General features: G+C 45.5%; 18 protein-coding genes. 9 read left to right on the forward strand and 9 right to left on the reverse strand.

Annotated elements, in window-relative coordinates:
* Positions 1-117: 117 nt before the first annotated feature.
* The 3 genes from SIO70_RS17175 to SIO70_RS17185 all read right to left on the reverse strand — a co-directional run bounded on the left by SIO70_RS17175 (position 118) and on the right by SIO70_RS17185 (position 2,594).
* Positions 118-657 (reverse strand): inorganic diphosphatase, encoded by a 540-nt coding sequence (locus tag SIO70_RS17175; protein ID WP_320572634.1) that lies wholly within the window; start codon positions 655-657, stop codon positions 118-120.
* A 199-nt stretch (positions 658-856) separates the two neighbouring features.
* Entirely contained in the window at positions 857-1,330 is a 474-nt protein-coding gene (locus tag SIO70_RS17180; protein ID WP_320572636.1) for a DUF4878 domain-containing protein, read from the reverse strand.
* 205 nt (positions 1,331-1,535) lie between these two features.
* Positions 1,536-2,594: a PhoH family protein gene (locus SIO70_RS17185; protein WP_320572638.1), complete on the reverse strand. Its 1,059-nt coding sequence runs from the start codon at positions 2,592-2,594 to the stop codon at positions 1,536-1,538.
* Between the two features lie 375 nt (positions 2,595-2,969).
* Here SIO70_RS17185 and SIO70_RS17190 point away from each other — a divergent pair, with 375 nt between their 5' ends.
* Together SIO70_RS17190 and SIO70_RS17195 are read left to right on the forward strand one after the other, a co-directional pair.
* Complete coding sequence (locus SIO70_RS17190) at positions 2,970-5,150, forward strand: ATP-binding protein (protein WP_320572639.1); 2,181 nt, start codon at positions 2,970-2,972, stop codon at positions 5,148-5,150.
* An 8-nt stretch (positions 5,151-5,158) separates the two neighbouring features.
* On the forward strand, positions 5,159-5,554 hold the full coding sequence (locus SIO70_RS17195) for a response regulator (protein WP_116854761.1): 396 nt from the start codon (positions 5,159-5,161) through the stop codon (positions 5,552-5,554).
* A 55-nt stretch (positions 5,555-5,609) separates the two neighbouring features.
* On the opposite strand, the gene rpe is transcribed toward SIO70_RS17195, so the two are convergent.
* From rpe to thrA, 5 genes are all read right to left on the reverse strand, one after another.
* The gene (gene rpe / locus SIO70_RS17200; protein ID WP_320572641.1) at positions 5,610-6,269 is read right to left on the reverse strand and encodes a ribulose-phosphate 3-epimerase; all 660 of its coding nucleotides are present in this window, start codon (positions 6,267-6,269) and stop codon (positions 5,610-5,612) included.
* 33 nt (positions 6,270-6,302) lie between these two features.
* Positions 6,303-7,307, reverse strand: a complete 1,005-nt coding sequence (locus tag SIO70_RS17205; protein ID WP_320572643.1) for a tetratricopeptide repeat protein — start codon at positions 7,305-7,307, stop codon at positions 6,303-6,305.
* A gap of 69 nt (positions 7,308-7,376) precedes the next feature.
* On the reverse strand, positions 7,377-8,663 hold the full coding sequence (gene thrC / locus SIO70_RS17210) for a threonine synthase (protein ID WP_320572645.1): 1,287 nt from the start codon (positions 8,661-8,663) through the stop codon (positions 7,377-7,379).
* A 1-nt stretch (position 8,664) separates the two neighbouring features.
* Positions 8,665-9,600 carry a homoserine kinase gene (locus SIO70_RS17215; protein WP_083729871.1) on the reverse strand — a complete coding sequence of 312 codons (936 nt, stop codon included), beginning with the start codon at positions 9,598-9,600 and terminating at the stop codon, positions 8,665-8,667.
* A gap of 37 nt (positions 9,601-9,637) precedes the next feature.
* On the reverse strand, positions 9,638-12,085 hold the full coding sequence (thrA, locus tag SIO70_RS17220) for a bifunctional aspartate kinase/homoserine dehydrogenase I (RefSeq protein WP_320572647.1): 2,448 nt from the start codon (positions 12,083-12,085) through the stop codon (positions 9,638-9,640).
* A 527-nt stretch (positions 12,086-12,612) separates the two neighbouring features.
* On the opposite strand from thrA, the gene SIO70_RS17225 reads away from it, so the two are divergent.
* The 7 genes from SIO70_RS17225 to SIO70_RS17255 all read left to right on the forward strand — a co-directional run bounded on the left by SIO70_RS17225 (position 12,613) and on the right by SIO70_RS17255 (position 21,609).
* Positions 12,613-13,770 (forward strand): homogentisate 1,2-dioxygenase, encoded by a 1,158-nt coding sequence (locus tag SIO70_RS17225; RefSeq protein WP_320572649.1) that lies wholly within the window; start codon positions 12,613-12,615, stop codon positions 13,768-13,770.
* A 168-nt stretch (positions 13,771-13,938) separates the two neighbouring features.
* Entirely contained in the window at positions 13,939-14,931 is a 993-nt protein-coding gene (locus tag SIO70_RS17230) for an aldo/keto reductase (RefSeq protein ID WP_320572651.1), read from the forward strand.
* A gap of 582 nt (positions 14,932-15,513) precedes the next feature.
* Entirely contained in the window at positions 15,514-16,650 is a 1,137-nt protein-coding gene (gene hppD / locus SIO70_RS17235; protein ID WP_320572653.1) for a 4-hydroxyphenylpyruvate dioxygenase, read from the forward strand.
* 571 nt (positions 16,651-17,221) lie between these two features.
* Complete coding sequence (locus tag SIO70_RS17240; protein WP_320572655.1) at positions 17,222-17,980, forward strand: L,D-transpeptidase family protein; 759 nt, start codon at positions 17,222-17,224, stop codon at positions 17,978-17,980.
* A gap of 166 nt (positions 17,981-18,146) precedes the next feature.
* Entirely contained in the window at positions 18,147-18,722 is a 576-nt protein-coding gene (locus SIO70_RS17245; protein ID WP_320572657.1) for a gluconate 2-dehydrogenase subunit 3 family protein, read from the forward strand.
* Between the two features lie 296 nt (positions 18,723-19,018).
* On the forward strand, positions 19,019-20,716 hold the full coding sequence (locus tag SIO70_RS17250) for a GMC family oxidoreductase (protein WP_320572659.1): 1,698 nt from the start codon (positions 19,019-19,021) through the stop codon (positions 20,714-20,716).
* 404 nt (positions 20,717-21,120) lie between these two features.
* Entirely contained in the window at positions 21,121-21,609 is a 489-nt protein-coding gene (locus SIO70_RS17255) for a hypothetical protein (RefSeq protein ID WP_320572660.1), read from the forward strand.
* Here SIO70_RS17255 and SIO70_RS17260 read toward each other — a convergent pair.
* The gene (locus SIO70_RS17260) at positions 21,579-22,637 is read right to left on the reverse strand and encodes a PorP/SprF family type IX secretion system membrane protein (RefSeq protein WP_320572662.1); all 1,059 of its coding nucleotides are present in this window, start codon (positions 22,635-22,637) and stop codon (positions 21,579-21,581) included. The two genes, SIO70_RS17255 and SIO70_RS17260, sit on opposite strands and share 31 nt — an antisense overlap.
* Positions 22,638-22,642: the final 5 nt, after the last annotated feature.

Below are 22,642 nucleotides of genomic sequence, written 5' to 3' on the forward strand. Positions count from 1 at the left end.
TTGTATGGCTGGCTGCAAGCGGGCCATACAAACCGGCGTGCAACAAAAAGGTTTTGCCGGAGGCAAAACCTTTTTGTTGCACTTTTTTAATTTAAAAGTGGCGATCCCTTTTAAAAACTACTTATTGAACATCTTCTTGTAACCTTCAATGCTCTCAAGAATAATCCTTTCAGCAACTTTTTTATTCTGGAATTCAGCCACTTTTACTTCCTTATGCTCGAGTCTCTTGTACTCTTCAAAGAAGTGACGCATTTCAGCAGTGAAATGAGGCGGTAATTCAGTAATATCGTTAATGTGGTTCACACTCATATCATTTGCAGCTACAGCGATGATCTTATCATCAGCCTCACCACCATCGATCATCTGCATTACACCGATAACCTTTGCTTCCATAATACACATTGGCACTACATCCACCTGTGACAGGATCAGGATATCCAATGGATCATGATCATCACAATATGTCTGAGGAATAAAGCCATAGTTTGCAGGGTAGTATACTGAAGAATACAGCACTCTGTCTAATTTGAGCAGACCGGTTTCCTTGTCCAGCTCATATTTAGCGCGGCAGCCTTTTGGTATTTCAATAATCGCATTTACGACTTTGGGTGATTCAGATCCTGTGCTGACTTGATGCCAGGGATTGTTCGTCGTCATCTTCAAAACTATTTATTTGTTTATTATTATTTTGGTGTCGCCGGCATCGTCAATATTACAAAAAGAAAAAGGCTGTCCAAGTCGGTTGCGGGACTTAGGTCAGCTGTTTAACGTTATGCAATGTGGAATTTAACTTTTGCTGGCGCGTAGCAAAAATAAGGAACTCAACTGTAAATCCAAATTTACAGGGATGTTAGGACTATTTTTGATCCGGAGACTGTACTCCAACCGAATCCTGCTGCATCGCGCTGGCAGAATCCATGATCGGTGTAGCCGGAGGCATATAATTAGGAATTATACTTTCTAAAGACAGCGATATTTTCCACTGGCCATTCTCCTTCACCAACTGTAAACGCTCCTGCTGTTTAGAGGAAGAGTTTAGTACGGTCACTGTTGCTTTATCTCCATTTTCCTCCGCATTTACTACCTCTATACCCGCTTTTTTGATCTTTTCTCTTTCTGTCTCATTCCTGCGGGCATCGAAAAATGAATATAACTGAATTACCTGCTGCGATTCCCTCGTCGCGTAATCTCTGGCGAGATCGAAGTTAGATTCCTGAATAGCATGCATAAAATTCAGTGCTACCTCCTGTGGGGAAGCCCGCTTTTTGCAACCGCTCAGTACAACACCGGATATTATAACCAGGACAAGAAAGCGCAGATAATTGGTCATGCAATTGTTCATTATAGATAAGAGGTAACAAAAATAGGAGGAAAGTAGAAATTTACAAAAAAGCGATACCGAGTTGGTGGCCATGGGTGCAGACTTGTATTCCCTAAAAGAATAATTTTTGTGTCTGGCCATCGGTACAGGTTCGTGTTGTTGTTCAATTCGCATAATAAAAAGTGAACATACAATAAACACTGTTAAGGAAGTGTTAATTGTCCATGCGTTCCTCTTTTTCTTTATCCCTGTCTCTGTCCCGTTCTCTTTCCCTGTCTCTATCCCTGTTACGGTGATTTTGATTTTGTTGCTGATATTGTTCCTCTTTTTCCTTTGCCGCATCATATGCGCGTATGATCGCTTTTACCAGGCGGTGTCTTACCACATCTTCTTCATCCAGTTCCAGGTAGCCAATACCATCTACATTACGGAGAATACGACTGGCTTTTGCCAGGCCTGACTGCTGATTTTTTGGCAGATCCACCTGTGTCATATCACCGGTGATGATCGCTTTTGCACTTGGACCGATACGGGTCAGGAACATTTTCATCTGGAGGTCGGTCGCGTTCTGCGCTTCATCCAGAAGAATGAATGAGTTGTCCAGTGTACGGCCACGCATGTATGCCAGCGGAGCGATTTCAATGACGCGGTTGGTCATGTAATAGCTCAGTTTATCTGCGGGGATCATGTCGTCGAGGGCATCGTACAGTGGGCGCAGGTATGGATCAATCTTTTCTTTGAGATCGCCTGGAAGGAAGCCAAGGTTTTCACCAGCTTCTACGGCAGGACGGGTAAGGATGATTTTCCTGACAGCCTTGTTTTTCAGTGCACGAACAGCAAGGGCTACGGCAGTATACGTTTTACCGGTACCAGCAGGGCCAATGGCGAAGATGATGTCATTCTTTTCGGCCATCGCTACCATCTTTTTCTGATTGGCCGTCCTTGCTCTTACATTGCGGCCGTTAGGACCAAATACGAGGACTTCGTTGGAATTACGGTCTTTGAAGTTATCAACCGTTTCTTCGTCTCCTAAAATTTGTTCAAAGTAATTTTCACTAAGGTTACCATTGCGCTCCAGGTAAGAAATGATTTGAGTGATTTTTTCCTGTGCTGTCGCTACTTCTTCCGGTGCACCGGAGATTTTGAGTTGAGTACCCCGGGAGAGAATCTTTAACAGCGGGAATTTTTTCTTCAGCAGGTCCAGCTTTCCATTGTTGACCCCAAAAAATTCTATAGGGTTAATGCTGTCTAAGTTGATGATTGATTCTGTCAAGTGTTGTCTTATTTAAAAGTGAAAAGGGACTGCCGGTCAAATCACGCACGGCTGTCATAAAAGCAGGGGCAATAACCAAGCCAAAGCCTTTTTCTTACATAGTTCTCCTCCTTTGTCAGGATGATGATGTGCAGCCGCAACGATCATTTCGCATTCAATGTTAAAAAACTGTAAGCATTTTGCCGAATTACCCTTTTGATTTATTAGCGAAATTAAAGGGAAATCTACCTCAATGCAATTTTTAACAGGGAATATTCACAGGAAGTTCAAAGAATAAATGAAAAGATTGTGATTGCGGTATGGGTATGTAGAAAAGTATCTACTAAAAAATAATAATATATTCCCTATTTTTAAGACCTTATCCTACAGAAAATTATGAATGATGCCATTATAAACAAGGCACTCGCTTCGTTTGTACCGGCACTGTTACTAGACCTTTATGGAAACCTGTTATCGGCCAATGATAAGGCCAGGGGACTTGTGCAGTTACCGGGGGGGAATACAGAAAAAGTCCATTATGATCACCTGTTCGGAGAGAGAACGGGCGTATACTGGGGAGCACTATTAGCAACCTTTCAAAACGGACTACAAGCCTGCGTGGAATTTGCAGGTCCGGTCGGTCGATGGACAGCATGGCAGTTGTTGGCCCAGGATGAATATTTTGTACTACTGGGGCATGAAACAGCCCAGCCAGATAAACTATTTTTTCACCTTCCATTGGGTATTCAACAATTCTCAGTGGATGGCTACCCTATAAAAAGCAACGCCTTACAACAAGCTATCTGGGGCCCTCACCACCCTATTTTTATACAGCCGGGCTACAATATACTCCGGGATCCTGTTTATCGCCAGATCGGCCTTAGCCAATTATTTGAGGAAGTAGCCGAAACCGGCAGGTCCGCTAAAAAAGAGATTTTACTGCGCTACCAGGAAAATACCGTTGGCGATTCCATCCGGCTATCTCCCTGTTATTATGAGGCGATCGTTTTTCCTGCTTTCAACCACCAACGACAAGTTACAGATCTTTACCTGCTGCTCAAGGAAGTTACGGTGCAAAAACTGAACCTTATGGGTTTGGAAAAGAGTGCCCGCCTGCTGGAAAGTGTAGTGGAGCACCTGCCTATCGGCTATGTACAGTTTGATCACCATGGTTTCATGCGCCGGATCAATCACACTCACCGTGAGTTTTTGAAGGTACGGCCTGGCTTTGGAGAAGGCACCTACAACATTATGAGCGATCCTTTTGCCCGTATGTACGGGTTTAACGAACTGTTCATGACAGTAGTGACAGAGAATAAAATGGTCCGCAAAGAAATAGAAGTCGACTACTCTGCCGAGACCATCTTTACAGACCTGTCAGAGGTCCGCTGGATGGACTATACCCTTTTCCCACTACAGGACCCTGTAAATAAAAAGACAATTGTCGTTGCACTCATCAACGATATCACTGACAAGAAGCTTGAGCATTTCATGCGTACAGAGCTGCAGCGTAATACAGAACAACTGCACCTCTTCTTCGATGCCGTTGATATGGGATACGCCACCCTGGAGCGCGACGGCCGGGTCAACTTCATCAACAAAAAGGCTGCACAAATGGCTGGTGTGGAAATTCAGCCAGGGTGCAATATCTTTGACATTATTCCTGAGTTTAGAACGCCCTCTCCATTTTTGGAAAGACTGGCACAGGCGATGAAAAGTACGGTATCTGAATCGTTCAGCAGTTACTTTTACAGGGTTGACAAGTGTTACGATTTCCTTGTCACACCTATGCGTGACAACACCGTCTCTGTTTTTATCCGGGATATTACCGGTAGCCGTAAACTGCAAAAAGAATTACACAGGGCAAATAGTCAGCTAAGTAAGCTGAACCGGAACTTATTGAACCAAAACCAACAGCTGGAAGACTTTGCGCATATCACTTCGCACAACCTGCGGGCGCCCATCGCCAACCTGAAAGCACTGATGCAACTGCACAATCATTCCAATGAAGAAGAGGAGAAGATCGAATACCTGGGCATGCTCGAATCTGTGATCAACAAAACAGATGAGACACTCAATGACCTGGTAAACGTAGTGCAGATACGAAAAGAAACGGATATCAGGCAGGAAGTGATTTCGTTCGGAGAGAGACTGGAATATGTATCGCATGTACTGATGCTGGAAGTGAACCAGAGCGGGCTGCGCATCACCACAGACTTTCAGGAAGCACCGATGATCACGTTTCCCCGTATATACTTAGACAGTATTCTGCAAAACCTGATCACCAACGCCATCCGTTACCGGAGGCCCGATGTGCCACCAACCCTGCACTTCAGCAGCCGGAAAGAGAAAGGCTTGATCACGCTCACAGCCGAAGACAATGGAATGGGGATTGATATGAACCGCTTTGGCAGCAAGCTATTTGGCTTCAGGAAAACCTTTCATAAAAATGCTGACGCAAAGGGAATCGGCTTATTTATTACCAAAACCCAGGTAGAAGCAATGGGAGGAAGCATAAGTGCAGAAAGTAGACCTGGCTGGGGTACAAAATTTATTATTACCTTTAAAACCGAATAAATCCCTGTATGCAATTGCTCAATATGATCTTTATTGTTGACGATGACCCGATTCATCAGCAAATAGCCAACCTGATGATCAAACGACAAGGGATCGGGGAGAAAGTGAAGGCATTTTCTGAAGCACAGGACGCGCTCAACTACCTGCGCGAATATATTTACGAGCCGGACTTGCTGCCAGACCTCATTTTGCTTGATCTGAACATGCCAGTCATGGATGGCTGGGATTTTCTGAATGATTATGCCGGGTTCTATGAGCAACTACCTAAGAAGATCGGCATTTTTGTACTTACTTCCTCTATCGACGATAGTGATAGAAAGAAGGTAGACGATTATGCTTTTGTAAAAGGGTACCTTACGAAACCGTTATCCAGCGAGATTATCAACAAGCTCCAGGCGGAGTAAAAATAAAAATCCCGCCATTTATAAAGGGCGGGACCAAATATGTGTTTGAACACGATTATGCATACTTCAGTGCCTTGATGGCTTCAGCAGGGTCCGGGGCATTGAATACTGAACTGCCAGCTACCAATACATCGGCACCGGCCGCTATTATATCCGCAGCATTGTCCGCCGTAATACCTCCATCTACTTCAATTAATGCATGTGCCTGATGAGCATCTATCAGGGCACGTAACTCCTTTATTTTAGTCAGTGACTGGTCTATGAAGTGCTGACCGCCGAAACCGGGGTTCACGCTCATAATGAGCACGAGGTCCACGTCTTTGATCACATTTTCCAGCAGTTGTACGGGTGTATGTGGGTTCAGGGCTACGCCTGCCTGCATGCCGAGGTTTTTGATCTGCTGGATATTGCGGTGTAAGTGGGTACATGCTTCGTAGTGTACAGTGAGAATGTCTGCACCGGCTTTTTTGAAGTCTTCTGCATACTTCTCCGGTTCTTCTATCATCAGGTGCACATCGCAGATCTTGCGGGCTGCTCTTTTAATATGGGAAATGACGGGGAGTCCAAAGCTGATATTAGGCACAAAACGTCCGTCCATTACATCGAGGTGCAACCAGTCCGCCTCACTGTTATTCAGCATGTCTACTTCCTTGCCGAGTTCCAGGAAATTGGAGGCGAGGAGGGAGGGTGCAATAAGGGTGGTCTTCTTTTTCAAAGGAACAACGTTTATTTGAGTGACGAATGTAACTTATTTCTGTATGTTGGCCAGCGCCTCTTTGGCTTCTTTGAAGTCTTTCTTAAAAGTTACAGCTTTGGAATAATCATCGATAGCGGCCTGTTTCCGGCCCAGTTTTTCGTTGCACCTGCCACGGTAGTAATAGGCTTCACCATCTGTTGGCCCTGACTTACAGGCCATGTTAAAGTAGTTGTAAGCCGGCTGCCATTCCTGCTGTCTGAAATAGATCCTTCCTAAAGCAAAATAGTTGTCACCATCTTCTGCATCGATATTGATGGCATTTTTGAATGCCGTGATGGCCTCTGCCAGTTTACTTTCCTGCTCATAGAACTTACCGATAGCGTAGAGTGCGTCATCATTTGTAGAATCCATCCTGGCTGCCAGCTGATAGTACTGCAATGAAGCAGGTGCATGCCGTTGTGCCAGCAGATCGCCCAGTTCCATGACGGCATCGTAGTCACTTTGTAAACCTGCCTGATCCACAGCTGTGCGCAGGTATTGAATGGCGAGGGTGGTATCTTTATTCTCTTCTGCGATCTTCGCTTTCAGGTAATAGGCTTTATCGTGATTAGCAGGGTCATTGGCCAGTTTAGAGGCCAGACTGTCTGCCCGTTTGTATTGTTTATCTTCGATCAGGGCGGTGGCGAGGCGGTATTGCAGGTAAGCATACTTTGGCGCCAGGTGTTGGGCTTTTTCGAAGTTGGCCACTGCCTCTTTGAAGTGGGCGATTAAAATAGCGGCTTCACCGGCACCTGCCCAGTAGTCAGGAACGTTAGGCTTGAGCTGAGCTGCTTTTTCAAAGTCTTTTTGTGCCAGCGCCGGGTCTGTGTTGAATAATAAGAGGGCTCTTCTGAAATGCAGGTCCGCATTGTCAGGAAATTTATTGAGAGAGTCTGTCAACGGCTGTATCATAGGCGCATAGAGCGCGGAATCTTTCGTTGCATCTGCTGAATGCCCTGCGGAGTTGGAGTTGCAGGCAAACAGGATCGGCAATGCAAAAACGGCCAGGTATTTCATACAGCAATATTAAAATAAAAAAGAACTTGTATCAAAAGAAAGATACAAGTTCTTTTAAGTAGAAAACCTTTATTGCTGCATCAGCCAGCCTTTCAGCGCTGCGTAGTCATTCGGAAGTTGTACGGATTCTTTTTCCAGTGAATACAGGTATTGTACACTCCCGGGAGTTACAATCTGTGATTGCAGGCTGGTGGGTGCGGTGTCTGCGAATTTCACCGGGTGAGCGGTTTCGAGGAACACACCGGTTGTATCGGCGCCTGCCAGGTACTTTTGCAGGCCCAGGTAGCCTACGGCGCCATGTGGATCCAGCATGTAGTGATGTTTACTCCATACGGCTTCCATGGTGGCTACAGTCGCCCTGTCATCGAAGCTGTAAGCTGTGAGCTTTTCTTTCAGTGCCGGCAGGCTGTTGGTGAACAGTTGCAGTATTCTGACAAAGTTGCTCGGATCGGCTACGTCCATGGCATTGGAAAGCGTTGGCTTTGCCTGTCCTGGTTGGTACTGGCCATTTTCCATGAAACGGGGCACGGTATCATTCACATTTGTACTGGCTACAAAATGCTTTACCGGCAGTCCCATAGCGGCAGCCATCATACCTGCGCAGATGTTACCGAAGTTACCGGAAGGTACAGAGAAGACCACCTCTTTTTGCAGTTGTTTATAAGCCAGCAGGTAATAGAACATCTGTGGCAGCCAGCGGGCTACGTTGATAGAGTTTGCGCTGGTGAGCAGGCTGTGTGCCTGTAGTTCTGCATCCAGGAAAGCGGTTTTCACCATACGCTGACAGTCATCGAAGGTACCAGCTATTTCCAGGGCAGTGATATTTTTACCCAGTGTAGTCAGTTGTTTTTCCTGCAGGGTACTCACTTTACCACTAGGGTAGAGGATCACCACTTTTACGCCCGGTACATCGTAGAAGCCATTGGCTACAGCGCCGCCGGTATCGCCGGAAGTAGCTACCAGCACCGTTACAGGGCGGGTATCATTCCTGCGGAAATAACCGAGACAGCCAGCCATAAAGCGGGCGCCTACGTCCTTGAAGGCGAGGGTAGGACCATGCCAGAGTTCAAGGGAATAAATATTGTCGTGAACAGGTGCAACAGGGAAAGGGAAGCTCAGTGTATCGGCAATGATCTTACGCAGCACATCGTCAGGGATCTCTTCACCTACAAAAGGTTTGATGGCAGCATAGCCGATTTCAACTTCGCTCAGTGTACCGATATTTTCGAAGAAGCCTTTGTCAAATGCAGGAATGTGTTCCGGGAAGTACAATCCTTTGTCTGGCGCAAGGCCCGCTACAACTGCATCTTCGAACGATACGATATGTTCTTTATTCTGTAAACTATAGTATTTCATTTTACGCTTTTGATATTTTTACACCTTCCGTATTGATCTTGGACACATGGATTTTGTAGTCCACGCCCAGGGGGGCATATACGGTATTCATCATCTCTGCTACATTGCGGGCATTGGCTTCGCCTTTGCTCAGCATGAATACAGAAGGACCGGAGCCGGAGATACCACCACCGAGCGCACCTGCTTCCTTACATTTTACTTTCAGTTCGTAGAAAGCGGGAATGAGGATGGCACGTACCGGTTCTACAATCACATCTTCCAGGGAGCGGCTGATGAGGTCATAGTTTTCCTGGTAGAGGCCTGCTACGAGAGCGCCGACGTTGCCCCACTGGCGGATGGCATCGGTCATGAGCACTTTTTGTTTCAGGATCTCGCGGGCATCGGAAGTCTTTACTTCGATCTGGGGATGGATCACCGTCACCCAGAGTTCTGATGGTGTATGGAGGCTTGTAATATCAAGCGGTTTATAACTTCTTACGAGGGTAAAGCCACCGAGAATAGCGGGGGCTACGTTGTCTGCATGTGCAGCGCCACTGGCCAGTCTTTCGCCTTCCATTGCAAAGCGTACGAGTTGCTTGCGTGTGAATGGTTCGCCCAGCAGATGGTTCGCACCTACTACAGCGCCTGCGCTACTGGCGGCACTGGAGCCAATGCCACTGCCTGGCGTGATATTCTTAAATAATTCCAGCTCTATACCTGCATCCGGATTTCCAAGCTTTTGCAACAATGCCTGTATTGCCACGCCACATACGTTCTGCGCCGGATCTGTAGACAGGTTGGCACCATGTACTTTTGTGATAGTCACGCCTGGTTTGTCACTCCTGCGCATGATGAATTCATCGCCGGGTGCTTCCATGGCCAACCCGATCACATCAAAGCCACAGGCTACATTGGCTACCGTTGCGGGGGCAAATACTTTTATACAATCATTTTCCATCAGTCTTTGCTTTGTGATTGAACATTTAAGATAAACATTATCTGGCAGAACGGATAATATCTGCAAAGATACCAGAAGCGGTTACATCTGCCCCTGCGCCTGCACCTTTTACGATGAGTGGCTGGTCAGCATAGCGGTTAGTGGTATAGAGCACAATGTTATCTTTTCCAAGCAGGTTATAGAAGGGATGATCCGGTGCTACGGACTGCAGACCTACAGAAGCTTTGCCATTTTCATAGCGGGCTACGAACTTCAGGCGTTTACCTTCTTTTACAGCAGCATCGTAGAGGCCTTTGAAGTGAGCGGCATGTACATCGAGTTGTTCGTAGAAGTCAGCAACAGAAGGTGCGTTCAGTGCTTCGGCAGGCAGGAAGGAATGGTTAGTGATGTCTTCCAGTTCCATCCTGGCGCCGCTTTCACGGGCAAGGATCAGGATCTTACGCATTACATCCACCCCACTCAGATCGATACGTGGATCTGGTTCAGTATATCCTTCGTCCTGTGCAGCTTTTACCACTTCACGGAAGCTTGCGCCATCCACGAAGTTGTTGAACACGAAGTTCAGACTACCACTCAGTACGGCTTCGATGCTGTTTACTTTATCACCGCTGCGGATCAGGTCATTCAGGGTGTTGATCACCGGCAGACCAGCGCCTACGTTGGTTTCGAACAGGAAAGATGCGTTGAATTTACGTGCTGTTTCTTTCAGGCTCTTATAATAGTTGTAGTCAGAAGAACAGGCGATCTTGTTGCAGGTTACTACAGAGATACCGTGTTGCAGGAAGTCGCCATATATCGCTGCTACTTCCGGACTGGCAGTGTTATCAACGAATACGCTGTTGCGCAGGTTGAGGGATTTGATCTTTTGAGCAAATCCTTTCATATCGGAACTTTCGCCGTTATCCAGCAACTGGCGCCATTCAGGCAGGTTGATGGAAGCGTGGCCGAAAGCCATTTTCTTACTGTTGGCAATACCAGCCACACGTACGTGCAGACCGAGTTCATTCATGAGGAAGTTGTGCTGCTGGTTCAGTTGTTCCAGCAGTTTGCCGCCTACGTTGCCCACACCGGCGATGAATACGTTCACCTGTTTCAGCGGGGCTTCAAAGAATGCTTCGTGGATCACGTTCAGTGCTTTCTTCACATCGTTCTTATTGATCACTACAGAGATGTTCTTTTCAGTAGAACCCTGTGCGATGGCGCGGATGTTCACACCGTTACGACCCAGTGCAGCAAAGAGTTTGCCGCTGGTACCGTGGTGGTTCTTCATCTTATCACCAACTACGGCCACGATGCTCATATCTCTTTCAACTACGAGGGGTTGTATACGTTTTTCCTGTATTTCCTGTGCGAATTCGCTATCTACCGCCTGTTTGGATTTCAGCATATCTGCTTCGTGGATACCTACAGTGATAGAGTGTTCAGAAGAGCTTTGTGTGATGAGGATCACATTGATCTTTTCCTGGAGCAGGGCTTCGAACAGGCGTTTGGAGAATCCTGGTATACCTACCATACCGCTACCTTCGAGGGTAAGCAGGGCGATCTTCTGGATACCGCTGATACCTGTTACAGGGTAGTTGCGGCCATTGCCATCGGGTGTATGGATCAGGGTACCATAATCATCCGGTGCAAAAGTGTTCTTGATCCAGATAGGTATTTTTTTGTCCATCACGGGTTGGATGGTAGGTGGGTAGATCACCTTAGCGCCGAAGTGAGACAGTTCCATGGCCTCGGCATAGCTGATGTGAGGGATAGGAATAGCCTGTGATACAAGACGGGGGTCGGCGGTCATCATACCGCTTACATCGGTCCATATATCAAGTACCTCAGCGTTGAGGGCAGCTGCGATAATAGCAGCGGTGTAGTCGGAACCACCTCTGCCGAGGGTAGTGGTTTCGCTATCAGCGGTAGCGGCTACAAAGCCCGGGAGTACCACGTAGGTAGCGCTTTCCTGCTGAAAATATTGGTTAGTCTGGTGATTGGTAGCGAGGAAGTTTACAGCGGCGTTGCCATAGTTACTGTCGGTAACGATCAGTTCACGACTGTCTTTCCATGCGGCAGAAAGGCCGCTGACTTTGAGTTTTTCAGCGAGCAGGTAAGAAGAAACCAGTTCACCGAAGCTCATGATTTTATCCAACGATCTTGCGCTCAGTTCACCTACCTGGAATATACCGTCACACAGTGTTTCCAGTACGTTAACGCGCTTTTTCACCTGAGAGATAATGCTGCTCTGCGCAGTGATAGGGAAGAGGGTTCGGATAGTGTCGAGGTGTTTGTTTTCAATCTCCTCCAATACGGTTCTATATTGTTCCTGTCCTTGTCCGGCGAGTGTACCTACCTGTATGAGTTTGTCGGTGATGCCGCTCATAGCAGAAGCTACGATGGTAAGACGTCCGTTTTGTTTTCTGTTTTTTACGATCTCGCAAACCTGTTCTATCGCCTGGGCGCTTCCCATGGAGGTACCGCCGAATTTTAATACTTGCATGTATGTAATTGTTAATACGTAAAGATCCTATCGCTTTTGCTGCTGGTTACCACTTGCGGTGGTCGTTGGATGATATGTGAAAATTAACCCCGTAGCGGGGTAATAATTGTGGTAGTAATAATAGTGCTGGAACCTGCACCGGAGATGGTGCGGGATGCAGAAGTGAAGTATGTAACTATTGGTAGCACTATTTTGTATAATTTACTATTCGCAAACAAAAGTCCGGAATTACTTTTGAATTAGCAAATGAATTGTCAGAATTTTGAAATAATTTAAAATGAAGGGCGGTTTTTTGTAAAAATTTCCGGGTAATGGTTTGTCATGGACAATAAAGCGTGTAATATTCAGTAATTCACTACATTTGTTCCAACCACGTTACGATGCCTTATTTTCGCAACTTCACATATTATATCGATAAGCGCCGCTGGAAATACTGTTTTCTACTGGCAGCTTTGGCCATGGACGCCGCTTTCGTTTTTTAACGTTTGTCATAAAATTGTAACTCCACACATCAAAACATATTTGTAATGCCTCATTATTGTAAGCTGGGAGAGATCCCGCACAAGCGTCATACCCAGTTCCGCAAACCGGATGGGTCGTTGTACTCTGAACAGTTATTTTCCACTGAAGGTTTTTCTTCCAATTCTACGTTGTTGTATCACTGTCATCCACCTACAGAAATTGTAAAAGTAGATACGCCATTTTCGGTAGCGCCAAAAGTAGCAGAAGAGAAGATGCTCAGGCACCGGAGTTTTCAGGGATTTAATATCATGCCTAAAAAAGATTTTCTGCAAAGCAGGAAACCGGTATTGGTGAATAGTGATCTGCACATCGTATTAGCAGCTCCGCAGGAGAGTATGACGGAGTACTTTTATAAAAATGCAGATGCAGATGAAATGATCTTTGTGCATGAAGGGAGTGGTACGTTGCTAACGCAGTATGGACAGTTGTCATTTTCCTATGGTGATTATTTAGTGGTACCACGCGGCACCATTTACCAGATACATTTCAATACGGCAGACAACAGGCTGTTTATCGTAGAATCATTTAGTCCTATCCGTTATCCGCAGCGTTATTTAAGCAAGTTTGGACAGTTGCTGGAACATGCACCTTATTGCGAGCGGGATATTCGCCAGCCGGAGAACCTGGTAACGGTGGATCAGGCAGGTGATTATTTAATTAAGATAAAAAAGAAAGGCATGATGTATCCTATACACTATGCGCATCATCCATTTGATGTGATAGGGTGGGATGGATGCGAGTATCCGTTTGCCTTTTCCATACACGATTTTGAACCAATCACTGGGCGCGTGCACCAGCCCCCACCAGTGCATCAGACATTTGAAGGGCATAATTTTGTCGTGTGTTCATTTGTGCCAAGGATGTATGATTATCATCCGGAGTCCATACCTGCGCCTTACAATCATAGTAATATTGATAGTGATGAAGTGCTCTATTATGTAGATGGTGATTTTATGAGTCGCAAGCATGTGACAAGAGGAATGATCACCTTGCATCCTGGTGGTATTCCACATGGCCCACATCCGGGGGCGGTGGAGAAGAGTATCGGGAAGACGGAGACGAAAGAGCTGGCAGTGATGGTGGATACTTTTCATCCATTGCAGATTACAGAGGAGGGATTGGGGATAGAGGATGAAAGTTATACAATGAGTTGGAAGGAGTAGGGCCGCAGGACCAAATTAAAAAATGAAGGTGTATCATAAATAAATGAAACTCCTGATAAACGCATAAAATGGGATCCTGCTCATCAGGTATCCGAATTAAAGAGGGTGTATCTAACTTGTGATACACCCTCATTTTTTTATATTGCAGAACAATAAAACGGGAACAAAATGGAATTTAGACAATTAGGCGAAAGCGAACTGAAGGTAAGCGCCATTACATTTGGTGCATGGGCAATTGGTGGATGGATGTGGGGTGGCGCAGAGCGGAAAGACGCTGTGGAAGCCATCAAAGCATCTATTGATGAAGGCGTGACTTCTATTGATACGGCACCCATTTATGGCCAGGGATTAAGCGAAGAAATTGTAGGCGAAGCGCTGAAAGGAACAGACCGCAGCAAGGTACAGCTCCTTACAAAATTTGGTATGCGATGGGATCTGGCAAAAGGTGAGTTTGGTTTTAAGAGCAAAGACAACAGCGGGAAAGATATTGATATCTACAAATATGCAGGGAAGGAAAGTGTGATCCTTGAGTGTGAGAATAGTCTGAAGAGACTGGGTACAGATTATATCGATCTGTTGCAGATTCACTGGCCTGACCCGACTACACCGATTGAAGAAACTTTCGAAGCGGTAGCACAATTAAAACAGCAGGGTAAGATCCGCGAAGCAGGTGTATGCAACTACAATGTTGAGCAGATGAAGAAAGCGGACAGCGTGGTAAAACTCGCTTCCAACCAGGTGCCTTTCAGTATGGTAGAGCGCAATATCGAAAAGGAAACAGTACCTTATTGCATGGAAAACAAAAAAGGTATTTTGGCCTACAGTCCGCTGCAGCGGGGTTTGCTGACAGGGAAGATCAAACCGGGTCATCAGTTCGGAGAGGGCGATACCCGTCCGGGTTCTAAATACTACAGGGAAGATAACCTGGTTCGTATCAATGCATTCCTTGACCAGATCCGCCCGATGGCAGAAAGCAAGAATGTAACACTGGCTCAGTTAGTGATCCGCTGGACGATCGAAAGACCGGGTATTACAGTGGCATTGGTAGGTGCCCGCGATGCAAACCAGGCCATACAGAATGCAAGAGCTATTCATGTAAAGCTGGGTGCAGAGGAGATCAAGTATATCAATGATAAACTATATCAGCTGGAATTGATTTAATTCATGTAGAGTTAGCAACTTGCTGCAAGTTTGGTACATATTGTTATTAAAAGGGTACTTCATTATTGTAGGGATATTGAGGTACCCTTTTTGAGTATTGTTCCAGTCGAAGGAGTACCGAAGGAGTACCGAAGAAGTGTCGAAGGAGTGACGAAGGAGCGTCGAAGAAGTGTCGAAGGAGTACCGAAGAAGTGTCGAAGAAGTGTCGAAGGAGCGTCGACGATAGATTAGCAAAATAGTAAATCAGGTATGGGGCATGTATCAAACTGATACACTTCCGCAAATGAGAGTTTTTGTTTTATTCAAAAGGAATGCATATTATTGCAATAGCAACCATTTCATGTTCAATACGCGCACATATCACTCTTCCAAATCAGACCAGCGTCACAGCAAGTACTGCTTCCTGATGTCCACGCTGGCCATGGATGCTGTAATCGCCTGATTACAGGTATGCGCCCGATTTTCACTATTACATATCTGTAACCTCTCCTTGTAATGATGTCAATGCTTACCTGCATTGCTTTCATTCGTTCTCATACACATACACCAAAACTTTCTACATCTCTTAAAAATCAAACCACCATGAGTACTGCTCCTGATGCTGCCCTGGCAGCAGCTCCTGCCAATGTAAAAGACTTTTTACCATTGAACGGCACTGACTACGTTGAATTCTACGTAGGTAATGCAAAACAGGCCGCCCACTATTACAAAACCGCTTTCGGCTTCCAGTCCCTCGCTTATGCAGGTCCTGAAACAGGTGTGAAAGATCGCTCCTCCTATGTACTGGTACAAAACAAACTCCGTTTTGTACTGACCACACCGCTTCAGCCTAACAATGACCTGGCTGCACACATTGCCGCCCACGGTGATGGTGTAAAAGTTCTCGCCCTGTGGGTAGACGATGCCCGCTCTGCATTTGAAGAAACTGTAAAGAGAGGTGCTAAACCTTATATGGAGCCAAAAGAAGAGAAAGATGAATTTGGTACCGTAGTACGCAGTGGTATTCACGCTTATGGCGATACCGTACACCTTTTTGTAGAAAGAAAGAACTACAACGGTCCTTTCCTGCCAGGTTACAAAGAATGGAAAACGACTTACAACCCAACTGACACCGGCCTTCAATATGTAGACCATTGCGTAGGCAATGTGGGTTGGAATGAAATGAATACCTGGGTAGACTTCTACGAACAGGTAATGGGTTTCCGCAACCTGCTCAGCTTCGATGATAAAGACATTTCTACCGAATATTCTGCCCTCATGAGTAAGGTCATGAGCAATGGCAACGGCCGTGTGAAATTCCCGATCAATGAGCCTGCAGAAGGTAAGAAGAAATCACAGATCGAAGAATACCTCGATTTCTATGGTGGCCCGGGCGTACAGCACGTAGCCATCGCAACCAATAATATTATTCAGACAGTAACCGACCTGCAGAACAGGGGCGTAGAATTCCTGAAAGTGCCGGGATCTTACTACGATACCTTGCTGGACAGGGTAGGAGAGATCGACGAAGACCTCCAGCCACTGAGAGAGCTGGGTATTCTCGTAGATCGCGACGACGAAGGTTACCTGTTACAGATATTCACCAAACCCGTACAGGACAGACCCACTGTTTTCTTTGAAATCATCCAGCGCAAAGGCGCCCAGTCATTTGGTAAGGGCAACTTCAAGGCATTGTTTGAATCTATTGAAAGAGAGCAGGCATTAAGAGGTAACCTGTAAAAATCCGGGTAGGTCTGTTCTATCGAAGATCCGCCGTTCTATTGTTGTTTTAGCAAGTAGGGCTGTTCCGTACGGAACAGCCCTTTTTTTGTGAAAAGGGTTTCCTAAAAACGCTTACTGCTAAGTTTTATATACTATAACCCTTAGCCATTCTTCTTCAATTTTCCGAAAATCCGCCCTGTTTGATAGTTTAACATTTCCTTGACAACCAGTGCTTTAACCCCGTCAGCCGCGACTATGGCCCTGATGCCTCCGGCATGCCACATTCGGGGGATTGATATTGTTGCAAATTTTGAAATAATTTGCATAACAGATCGTTGTTTATGAGAATACAAACACTATTAGGCGCGTTATTTCTATTGGCAGGAATTTTTCAAATGATTACAGCTGTGCTGATCTATCAGGGAGAGCGCCACTACATACTCCGTTTTGCAAACCGCAAGGTCGGAATCGTGATATACGCTATTTTTTCAATATTATTGTTTTATCTTGCATATAGAACGTTCAATGCGCAACCGGGCGCCACACCGGCTAAACCGTAAACGTGTAATAATAAAGGGTTAAAATATCTATGAAGCAGGTCGTTTTAGCAGTAATGATACTACTTGGGGTAGGAAAAGTGTTTGCCCAGCAGCAGTCATTTCTGGACAACCAGAAGATGTTCCCGAAAGTAGGCTTAGCTTACAGGGATAAGGAGGAGCAGTTAAAGAAGGAGTTTGAAAAGAAAGGCCTGGAATACCCGGCTAAATACATCTTCCTCCGGTCGTTCAAACTGGATAGTGAACTGGAAATCTGGGTGAAAAACAAGGCTACCGACACTTTTCGTCTTTTTAAATCTTACCGGGTATGTACCCTGTCAGGCAAAATGGGCCCTAAACGCAAGGAAGGGGACCAGCAGGTGCCAGAAGGGTTCTACTATATCAATGACTTCAATCCGAACAGTAATTACCACCTTTCACTGGGTATCAATTATCCGAACTTCTCCGACAAGATCCTCAGCGATCCGAAGAAACCCGGTAATGAGATCTATATTCATGGTAGCTGTCTGACCATCGGTTGCATTCCGCTCACCGATGAATTTATCGACGAAGTGTACATCCTGGCTGTCAATGCCAAGAACGCTGGTCAGGACTTCATCCCGGTACACGTATTCCCGGTTAAGTTCGGCCGCACCCGTTCTTTGGAATACCTGCAGGGGGTAAAACTGAACCCGGACGATAAAACGTCTACCAAGTTCTGGGCGGACCTCAAAACCGCTTATGATTACTTTGAACAGCACCACCGCCTTCCGGTTGTCCTTGTAGACAACAAAGGGCAATATATTATGTAAGAAATTCATTGCTTCTATAAAAAGCGCTTCTACCGCAGGTAAGAGCGCTTTTTGCTTTTATACCCCCCTTTCTTTTTGTAACTTTTCCTTCCGTTTATTTATTTTTTCTATGAAAAGTCAGTTTTTTTTCGAAACTTGAGACTAAAGGTCAAATCAATTTACTATTATGAACAGAAGAGAAGCCATTCGGAACGTTGCCATTCTCTTAGGGTCGGCAATTTCCGTGTCCACGTTGTCAGCCCTTGAAGGCTGTAACCCAAAAGGCCCAGACAATTATGCATTGCAGGCGCCTGAAACCAAAAAGATGCTGGCCGAGATTGTAGATACGATCATCCCGGAAACCGATACACCTGGAGCAAAAGCTGCCAAAGTAGACGAGTTTATTGCACTCATGCTGAATGATTGCTACAAACCTGAAGACCAGAAACTGGTACTGGATGGTTTGAAAAAGATCGATGAGGCAGCACAAAAGCAATTCAAAAAGCCATTCGTGGACCTGAGTGCAGATCAGAAAACTACTATTCTGACTGATATCGATAAGGAACGTGTTGCTTATAATAAACGTGAAAACAAAAAGGAAAAGGATCCCACGCACTATTTCCAGATCCTGAAAGAACTGACCCTCACCGGGTATTTCACCTCTGAAGCCGGTGCTACCAAAGCGCTCCGTTATGTACCGGTACCAGGAAAATATGAAGGTTGTATACCTTATGCTAAAGGCGAGAAAGCCTGGGCTATATAGTAATCTGAGAGGTTAAAAACCTGGATTATGTAGTCAATCAAAAGGTTAAAAACCTGCACTATGTAGTCAATCAAGAGGTTTAAAAACTGGACTATGTAGTCAATCAAAAGGTCTAAAACCTTCACTATTTAGTCAGTCAAGAGGTCTAAAACCTGCACTATATAGTCAGTCAAGAGGTTTGAAACCTGCACTATGTAGTCAGTCAAAAGGTCTAAAACCTGCACTGCGTAATCATTCGACGTTAAATAGATAAGACTCGTTCGCGCACATTAATTCATCAACTCAAGTAGAATTCCATGAATCTGAATACTAAGGCTCAGGAGCAGAACACGTATGATGCCATCGTGATCGGCTCTGGCGTAAGTGGTGGCTGGGCTGCCAAGGAAATGACAGAAAAAGGTCTCAAAGTGCTCATGCTGGACAGGGGCAAACAATTAGAACACGTTAAGGACTACGATACCGCCACCAAGGCTCCATGGGAGTTCCCACACCGTGGCAAAATTACTACTGAACAGAGAGAAACGCATCCTAAACTAAGCCGTGACTATCCATATAGTGAATACAATGAGCGCTTCTGGCTCAATGATTCCAAATCGCCTTACAATGAGGTAAAACGTTTCGACTGGTTCCGTCCTGATATCGTGGGTGGTAAATCTATCATGTGGGGCCGTCAGTCTTACCGCTGGAGCGATATCGATTTTGGCGCCAATGCCAAAGATGGTATTGCAGTCGACTGGCCGATCCGCTACAAGGATATCGCACCATGGTATGATTATGTTGAGAAGTTCGCAGGTATCAGTGGACAGGCAGAAGGCTTACCACAACTACCGGATGGCCAGTTTATGCCAGCGATGGAAATGAACTGCGTGGAGAAAGAAGTGAAGAAACGCATAGAATCCAGTTTCAAAGGTCGTATCATGACTATGGGTCGTGTGGCGAATATTACCAAACCACTGCCTGGCCGTACCAATTGCCAGTACCGTAACCTTTGTAGCCGTGGTTGTCCGTTTGGCGCTTACTTCAGCACCCAGTCTTCCACATTGCCTGCAGCTATGGCCACGGGCAACCTCACCTTACGTCCGGATAGCATTGTGAACTCCATCATCTATGATGAGAAAGCGGGCAAAGCAACCGGTGTACGTGTCATTGATTCACATACCAAACAGATGACGGAATTTTATGCAAAAGTCATCTTCGTAAACGGGTCTACCCTGGGTACCACCTTTGTATTGCTGAACTCTACCTCCAGCCGTTTCCAGAATGGTTTGGGCAATGACAGTGGCGTACTGGGTAAATACCTGATGGATCACCACTTCCGTACCGGTGCATCCGGCAGGGCAGAGGGCTTTGACGATAAATATTACTTTGGCCGCCGTGCAAACGGTATCTATATTCCACGCTATCGCAACATTGGTAGTGATAAGCGTGATTACCTGCGTGGATTTGGTTACCAGGGTGGAGCCAGCCGCGAAGGTTGGGCACGCGGGGTAGCTGAACTGGGTGTAGGTAAAGACTTCAAAGATATGCTGTCAGAACCGGGTAACTGGTCAGTAGGACTTGGTGGTTTTGGCGAATGTCTGCCTTACGAATCGAACCAGGTAACCCTCGATACATCTGTAAAAGACGATTGGGGACAGCCCGTACTGAAGTTCGATGCTGAGTTCAAAGAGAATGAAAAGAAGATGCGTGTGGATATGATGAACGATGCGGCAGAAATGCTGGAAGCAGCTGGTATGAAGGATATCAGGACCTATGACGCTGGCTCTTATCCTGGTATGGCGATCCATGAAATGGGTACCGCACGTATGGGCCGTGATCCTAAAACGTCTATCCTGAATGGGTACAACCAGATGCATGCCGTGAAGAATGTGTTTGTAACAGATGGTGCGTGTATGACATCGGCCGCCTGTGTGAATCCTTCGCTCACCTATATGGCGCTCACGGCACGTGCAGTCGACTATATGTACAAGGAACTGAAGAAAGGTAATATCTAAAATATAAAAAGGCTGACCTGAAAAGTCAGCCTTTTTTATTTCACCTATATGCACCTCCACATCAGGCCAACTATAGAAAATACCTATGATGCCTTACACCAACAAAATTAAAAACCCTTCGAAGAATCGCAGGATCTGCACTTATCATTTGTACGGTGCTTCAAGCATATTTTTTATTTGCAGTAACAAGTCCTGCTTATGAGAATTTGTAATCTATTCACCGCCGGCATCACCATAACCTCCTTCTTCAACTCCTCCACTGCCCGCGACGGAATCCGTTACTAACAAGGTTATTTGCTTTTATGTACATGAGGTCAAACAAAATCACCGGTATTATTGAATGATAATGAAATGGAGGCGGTGGCTTTCTTATGCAGAAATGGGAGAAATTGTATAGATTTAATATGGACATTTCACCTGATAATATTATGCTGGAAATACAACTGAAAGTACCATTAGTAGAAATATACTACTCTAAATTTTACAAGGCAGTGTACATACTTTGGTTTACCCTGCTGGCTGGTGGAATTGCGGCAGTTTCCCGGTGGCCGATTTTAGGTGTTACATGCTTTTTGCTTTGCTATCCGCTGATTATTGCCAGGTCTTATTTTAAAAATTATAAAATCACCGGCGAGATCATTCTTGGCTATCATCATATCACTGCCAATGGAGAACGCTTTCTCATAAAAGACATGCAAAATATCAATGTCAGTATTGAACGAGAACCAACATTCAGCAGAACCCCGGTGATCCTGTCAGGTACAAATAATATTATCAGCTTGGATGGTCACTCTTTTCGTATGCTGCTGAATAATAAAGATATTGAAGCTGTTGATTTTCTTGTCAAAGTATGGGAAGAAACCTATCTTCTGAAAGTAGGACACAACGTCTGACGCCTGCTTTCGTTCCTGCTGCTTAAAAACCCTCTGTAAGAAACGATCACCTCCAGGCCACCTCTCCGTTGCGAAGCAGCGGCCAGTTTGTCTACATTCACATCATAACTCAATCCAAAAAGAAAGTTATACATCTCCATCCTGACTACAGGTATGATCGCATCATTCTTCCTGTACAACAAACCTATCGTGAAATTCTTAGAGAGGTCTATTTCGTCCGATAAGTCCCAGCTATACATCGCTCCAAACTGCATAGTGCTGATACCTACTGCCTCCACTGGAATAATTCTTCTGAATTGTCTGAAGTAATCTGCATACAAAATAAACCTGTTCACCTCACTGGTAGGTACAGATAACCCTGCATTGAGAGACACTCTTTTATTTAAAGTAATGCTGTTCCCTTTAAAGAAACCCACCTGCGGACTATTCAAATGATACCCTGCTGCGCCTACAAACAAATCAACCTCATTCTTCAACGTTCCGTTATAACTTACGCCCGCAGCCATATCAAAATAATTTACGCTGGTCATATCAAATGTTTGCCTGGAAGAGGGCAGGATACTGAAAGCACCATTGCTGCCCATTACAAACTGATCGTTGAATTGTAACTTACTGGGATCAAACCGTTGTTGCATGAGTCCACCCATAAATGCAACAGAGATATAGGAGACCTTTTCTCTCCCGATATAAAAACTACTATTTACCGCTGGCATGATCTGCGTAGTACTGAACTCCGAAGTACCAGCTACATCCCGCAATACCTGCAAGCCATAAGTGACGGTACTGTTCTCTGAAAACAATGCATGGAAAGGGGTTTTATACTCTGCACTCAATCCAAAAGTTCTATAGGGTACCGTCACACTTTCCCATTGATTCCGATAAGAAGCCGTGACCCGCACATCTCCTTCAAAGATGCCAGCCAATGCGGGATTCCTGAGCAACGGCTGGTCGTAATATTGAGAGTAGCCCACATCCTGTGCGCTTAATTTCAGGCTATATAAAAATAAAAAGACGATGATCTTTTTCATACTAC

This window comes from Chitinophaga sancti (genome assembly GCF_034087045.1).
GTDB lineage: Bacteria > Bacteroidota > Bacteroidia > Chitinophagales > Chitinophagaceae > Chitinophaga > Chitinophaga sancti_B.

Excerpts from the sequence above, each read along its gene's own strand:
- SIO70_RS17255 (WP_320572660.1), top strand. The coding sequence starts at position 21,121 with ATGGACATTTCACCTGATAATATTATGCTGGAAATACAACTGAAAGTA.
- SIO70_RS17260 (WP_320572662.1), bottom strand. The coding sequence starts at position 22,637 with ATGAAAAAGATCATCGTCTTTTTATTTTTATATAGCCTGAAATTAAGC.
- hppD (WP_320572653.1), top strand. The coding sequence starts at position 15,514 with ATGAGTACTGCTCCTGATGCTGCCCTGGCAGCAGCTCCTGCCAATGTA.
- SIO70_RS17225 (WP_320572649.1), top strand. The coding sequence starts at position 12,613 with ATGCCTCATTATTGTAAGCTGGGAGAGATCCCGCACAAGCGTCATACC.
- SIO70_RS17175 (WP_320572634.1), bottom strand. The coding sequence starts at position 657 with ATGACGACGAACAATCCCTGGCATCAAGTCAGCACAGGATCTGAATCA.
- SIO70_RS17205 (WP_320572643.1), bottom strand. The coding sequence starts at position 7,307 with ATGAAATACCTGGCCGTTTTTGCATTGCCGATCCTGTTTGCCTGCAAC.
- thrC (WP_320572645.1), bottom strand. The coding sequence starts at position 8,663 with ATGAAATACTATAGTTTACAGAATAAAGAACATATCGTATCGTTCGAA.
- SIO70_RS17190 (WP_320572639.1), top strand. The coding sequence starts at position 2,970 with ATGAATGATGCCATTATAAACAAGGCACTCGCTTCGTTTGTACCGGCA.
- SIO70_RS17195 (WP_116854761.1), top strand. The coding sequence starts at position 5,159 with ATGCAATTGCTCAATATGATCTTTATTGTTGACGATGACCCGATTCAT.
- SIO70_RS17245 (WP_320572657.1), top strand. The coding sequence starts at position 18,147 with ATGAACAGAAGAGAAGCCATTCGGAACGTTGCCATTCTCTTAGGGTCG.
- SIO70_RS17180 (WP_320572636.1), bottom strand. The coding sequence starts at position 1,330 with ATGACCAATTATCTGCGCTTTCTTGTCCTGGTTATAATATCCGGTGTT.
- SIO70_RS17240 (WP_320572655.1), top strand. The coding sequence starts at position 17,222 with ATGAAGCAGGTCGTTTTAGCAGTAATGATACTACTTGGGGTAGGAAAA.
- SIO70_RS17215 (WP_083729871.1), bottom strand. The coding sequence starts at position 9,600 with ATGGAAAATGATTGTATAAAAGTATTTGCCCCCGCAACGGTAGCCAAT.
- SIO70_RS17230 (WP_320572651.1), top strand. The coding sequence starts at position 13,939 with ATGGAATTTAGACAATTAGGCGAAAGCGAACTGAAGGTAAGCGCCATT.
- thrA (WP_320572647.1), bottom strand. The coding sequence starts at position 12,085 with ATGCAAGTATTAAAATTCGGCGGTACCTCCATGGGAAGCGCCCAGGCG.
- SIO70_RS17250 (WP_320572659.1), top strand. The coding sequence starts at position 19,019 with ATGAATCTGAATACTAAGGCTCAGGAGCAGAACACGTATGATGCCATC.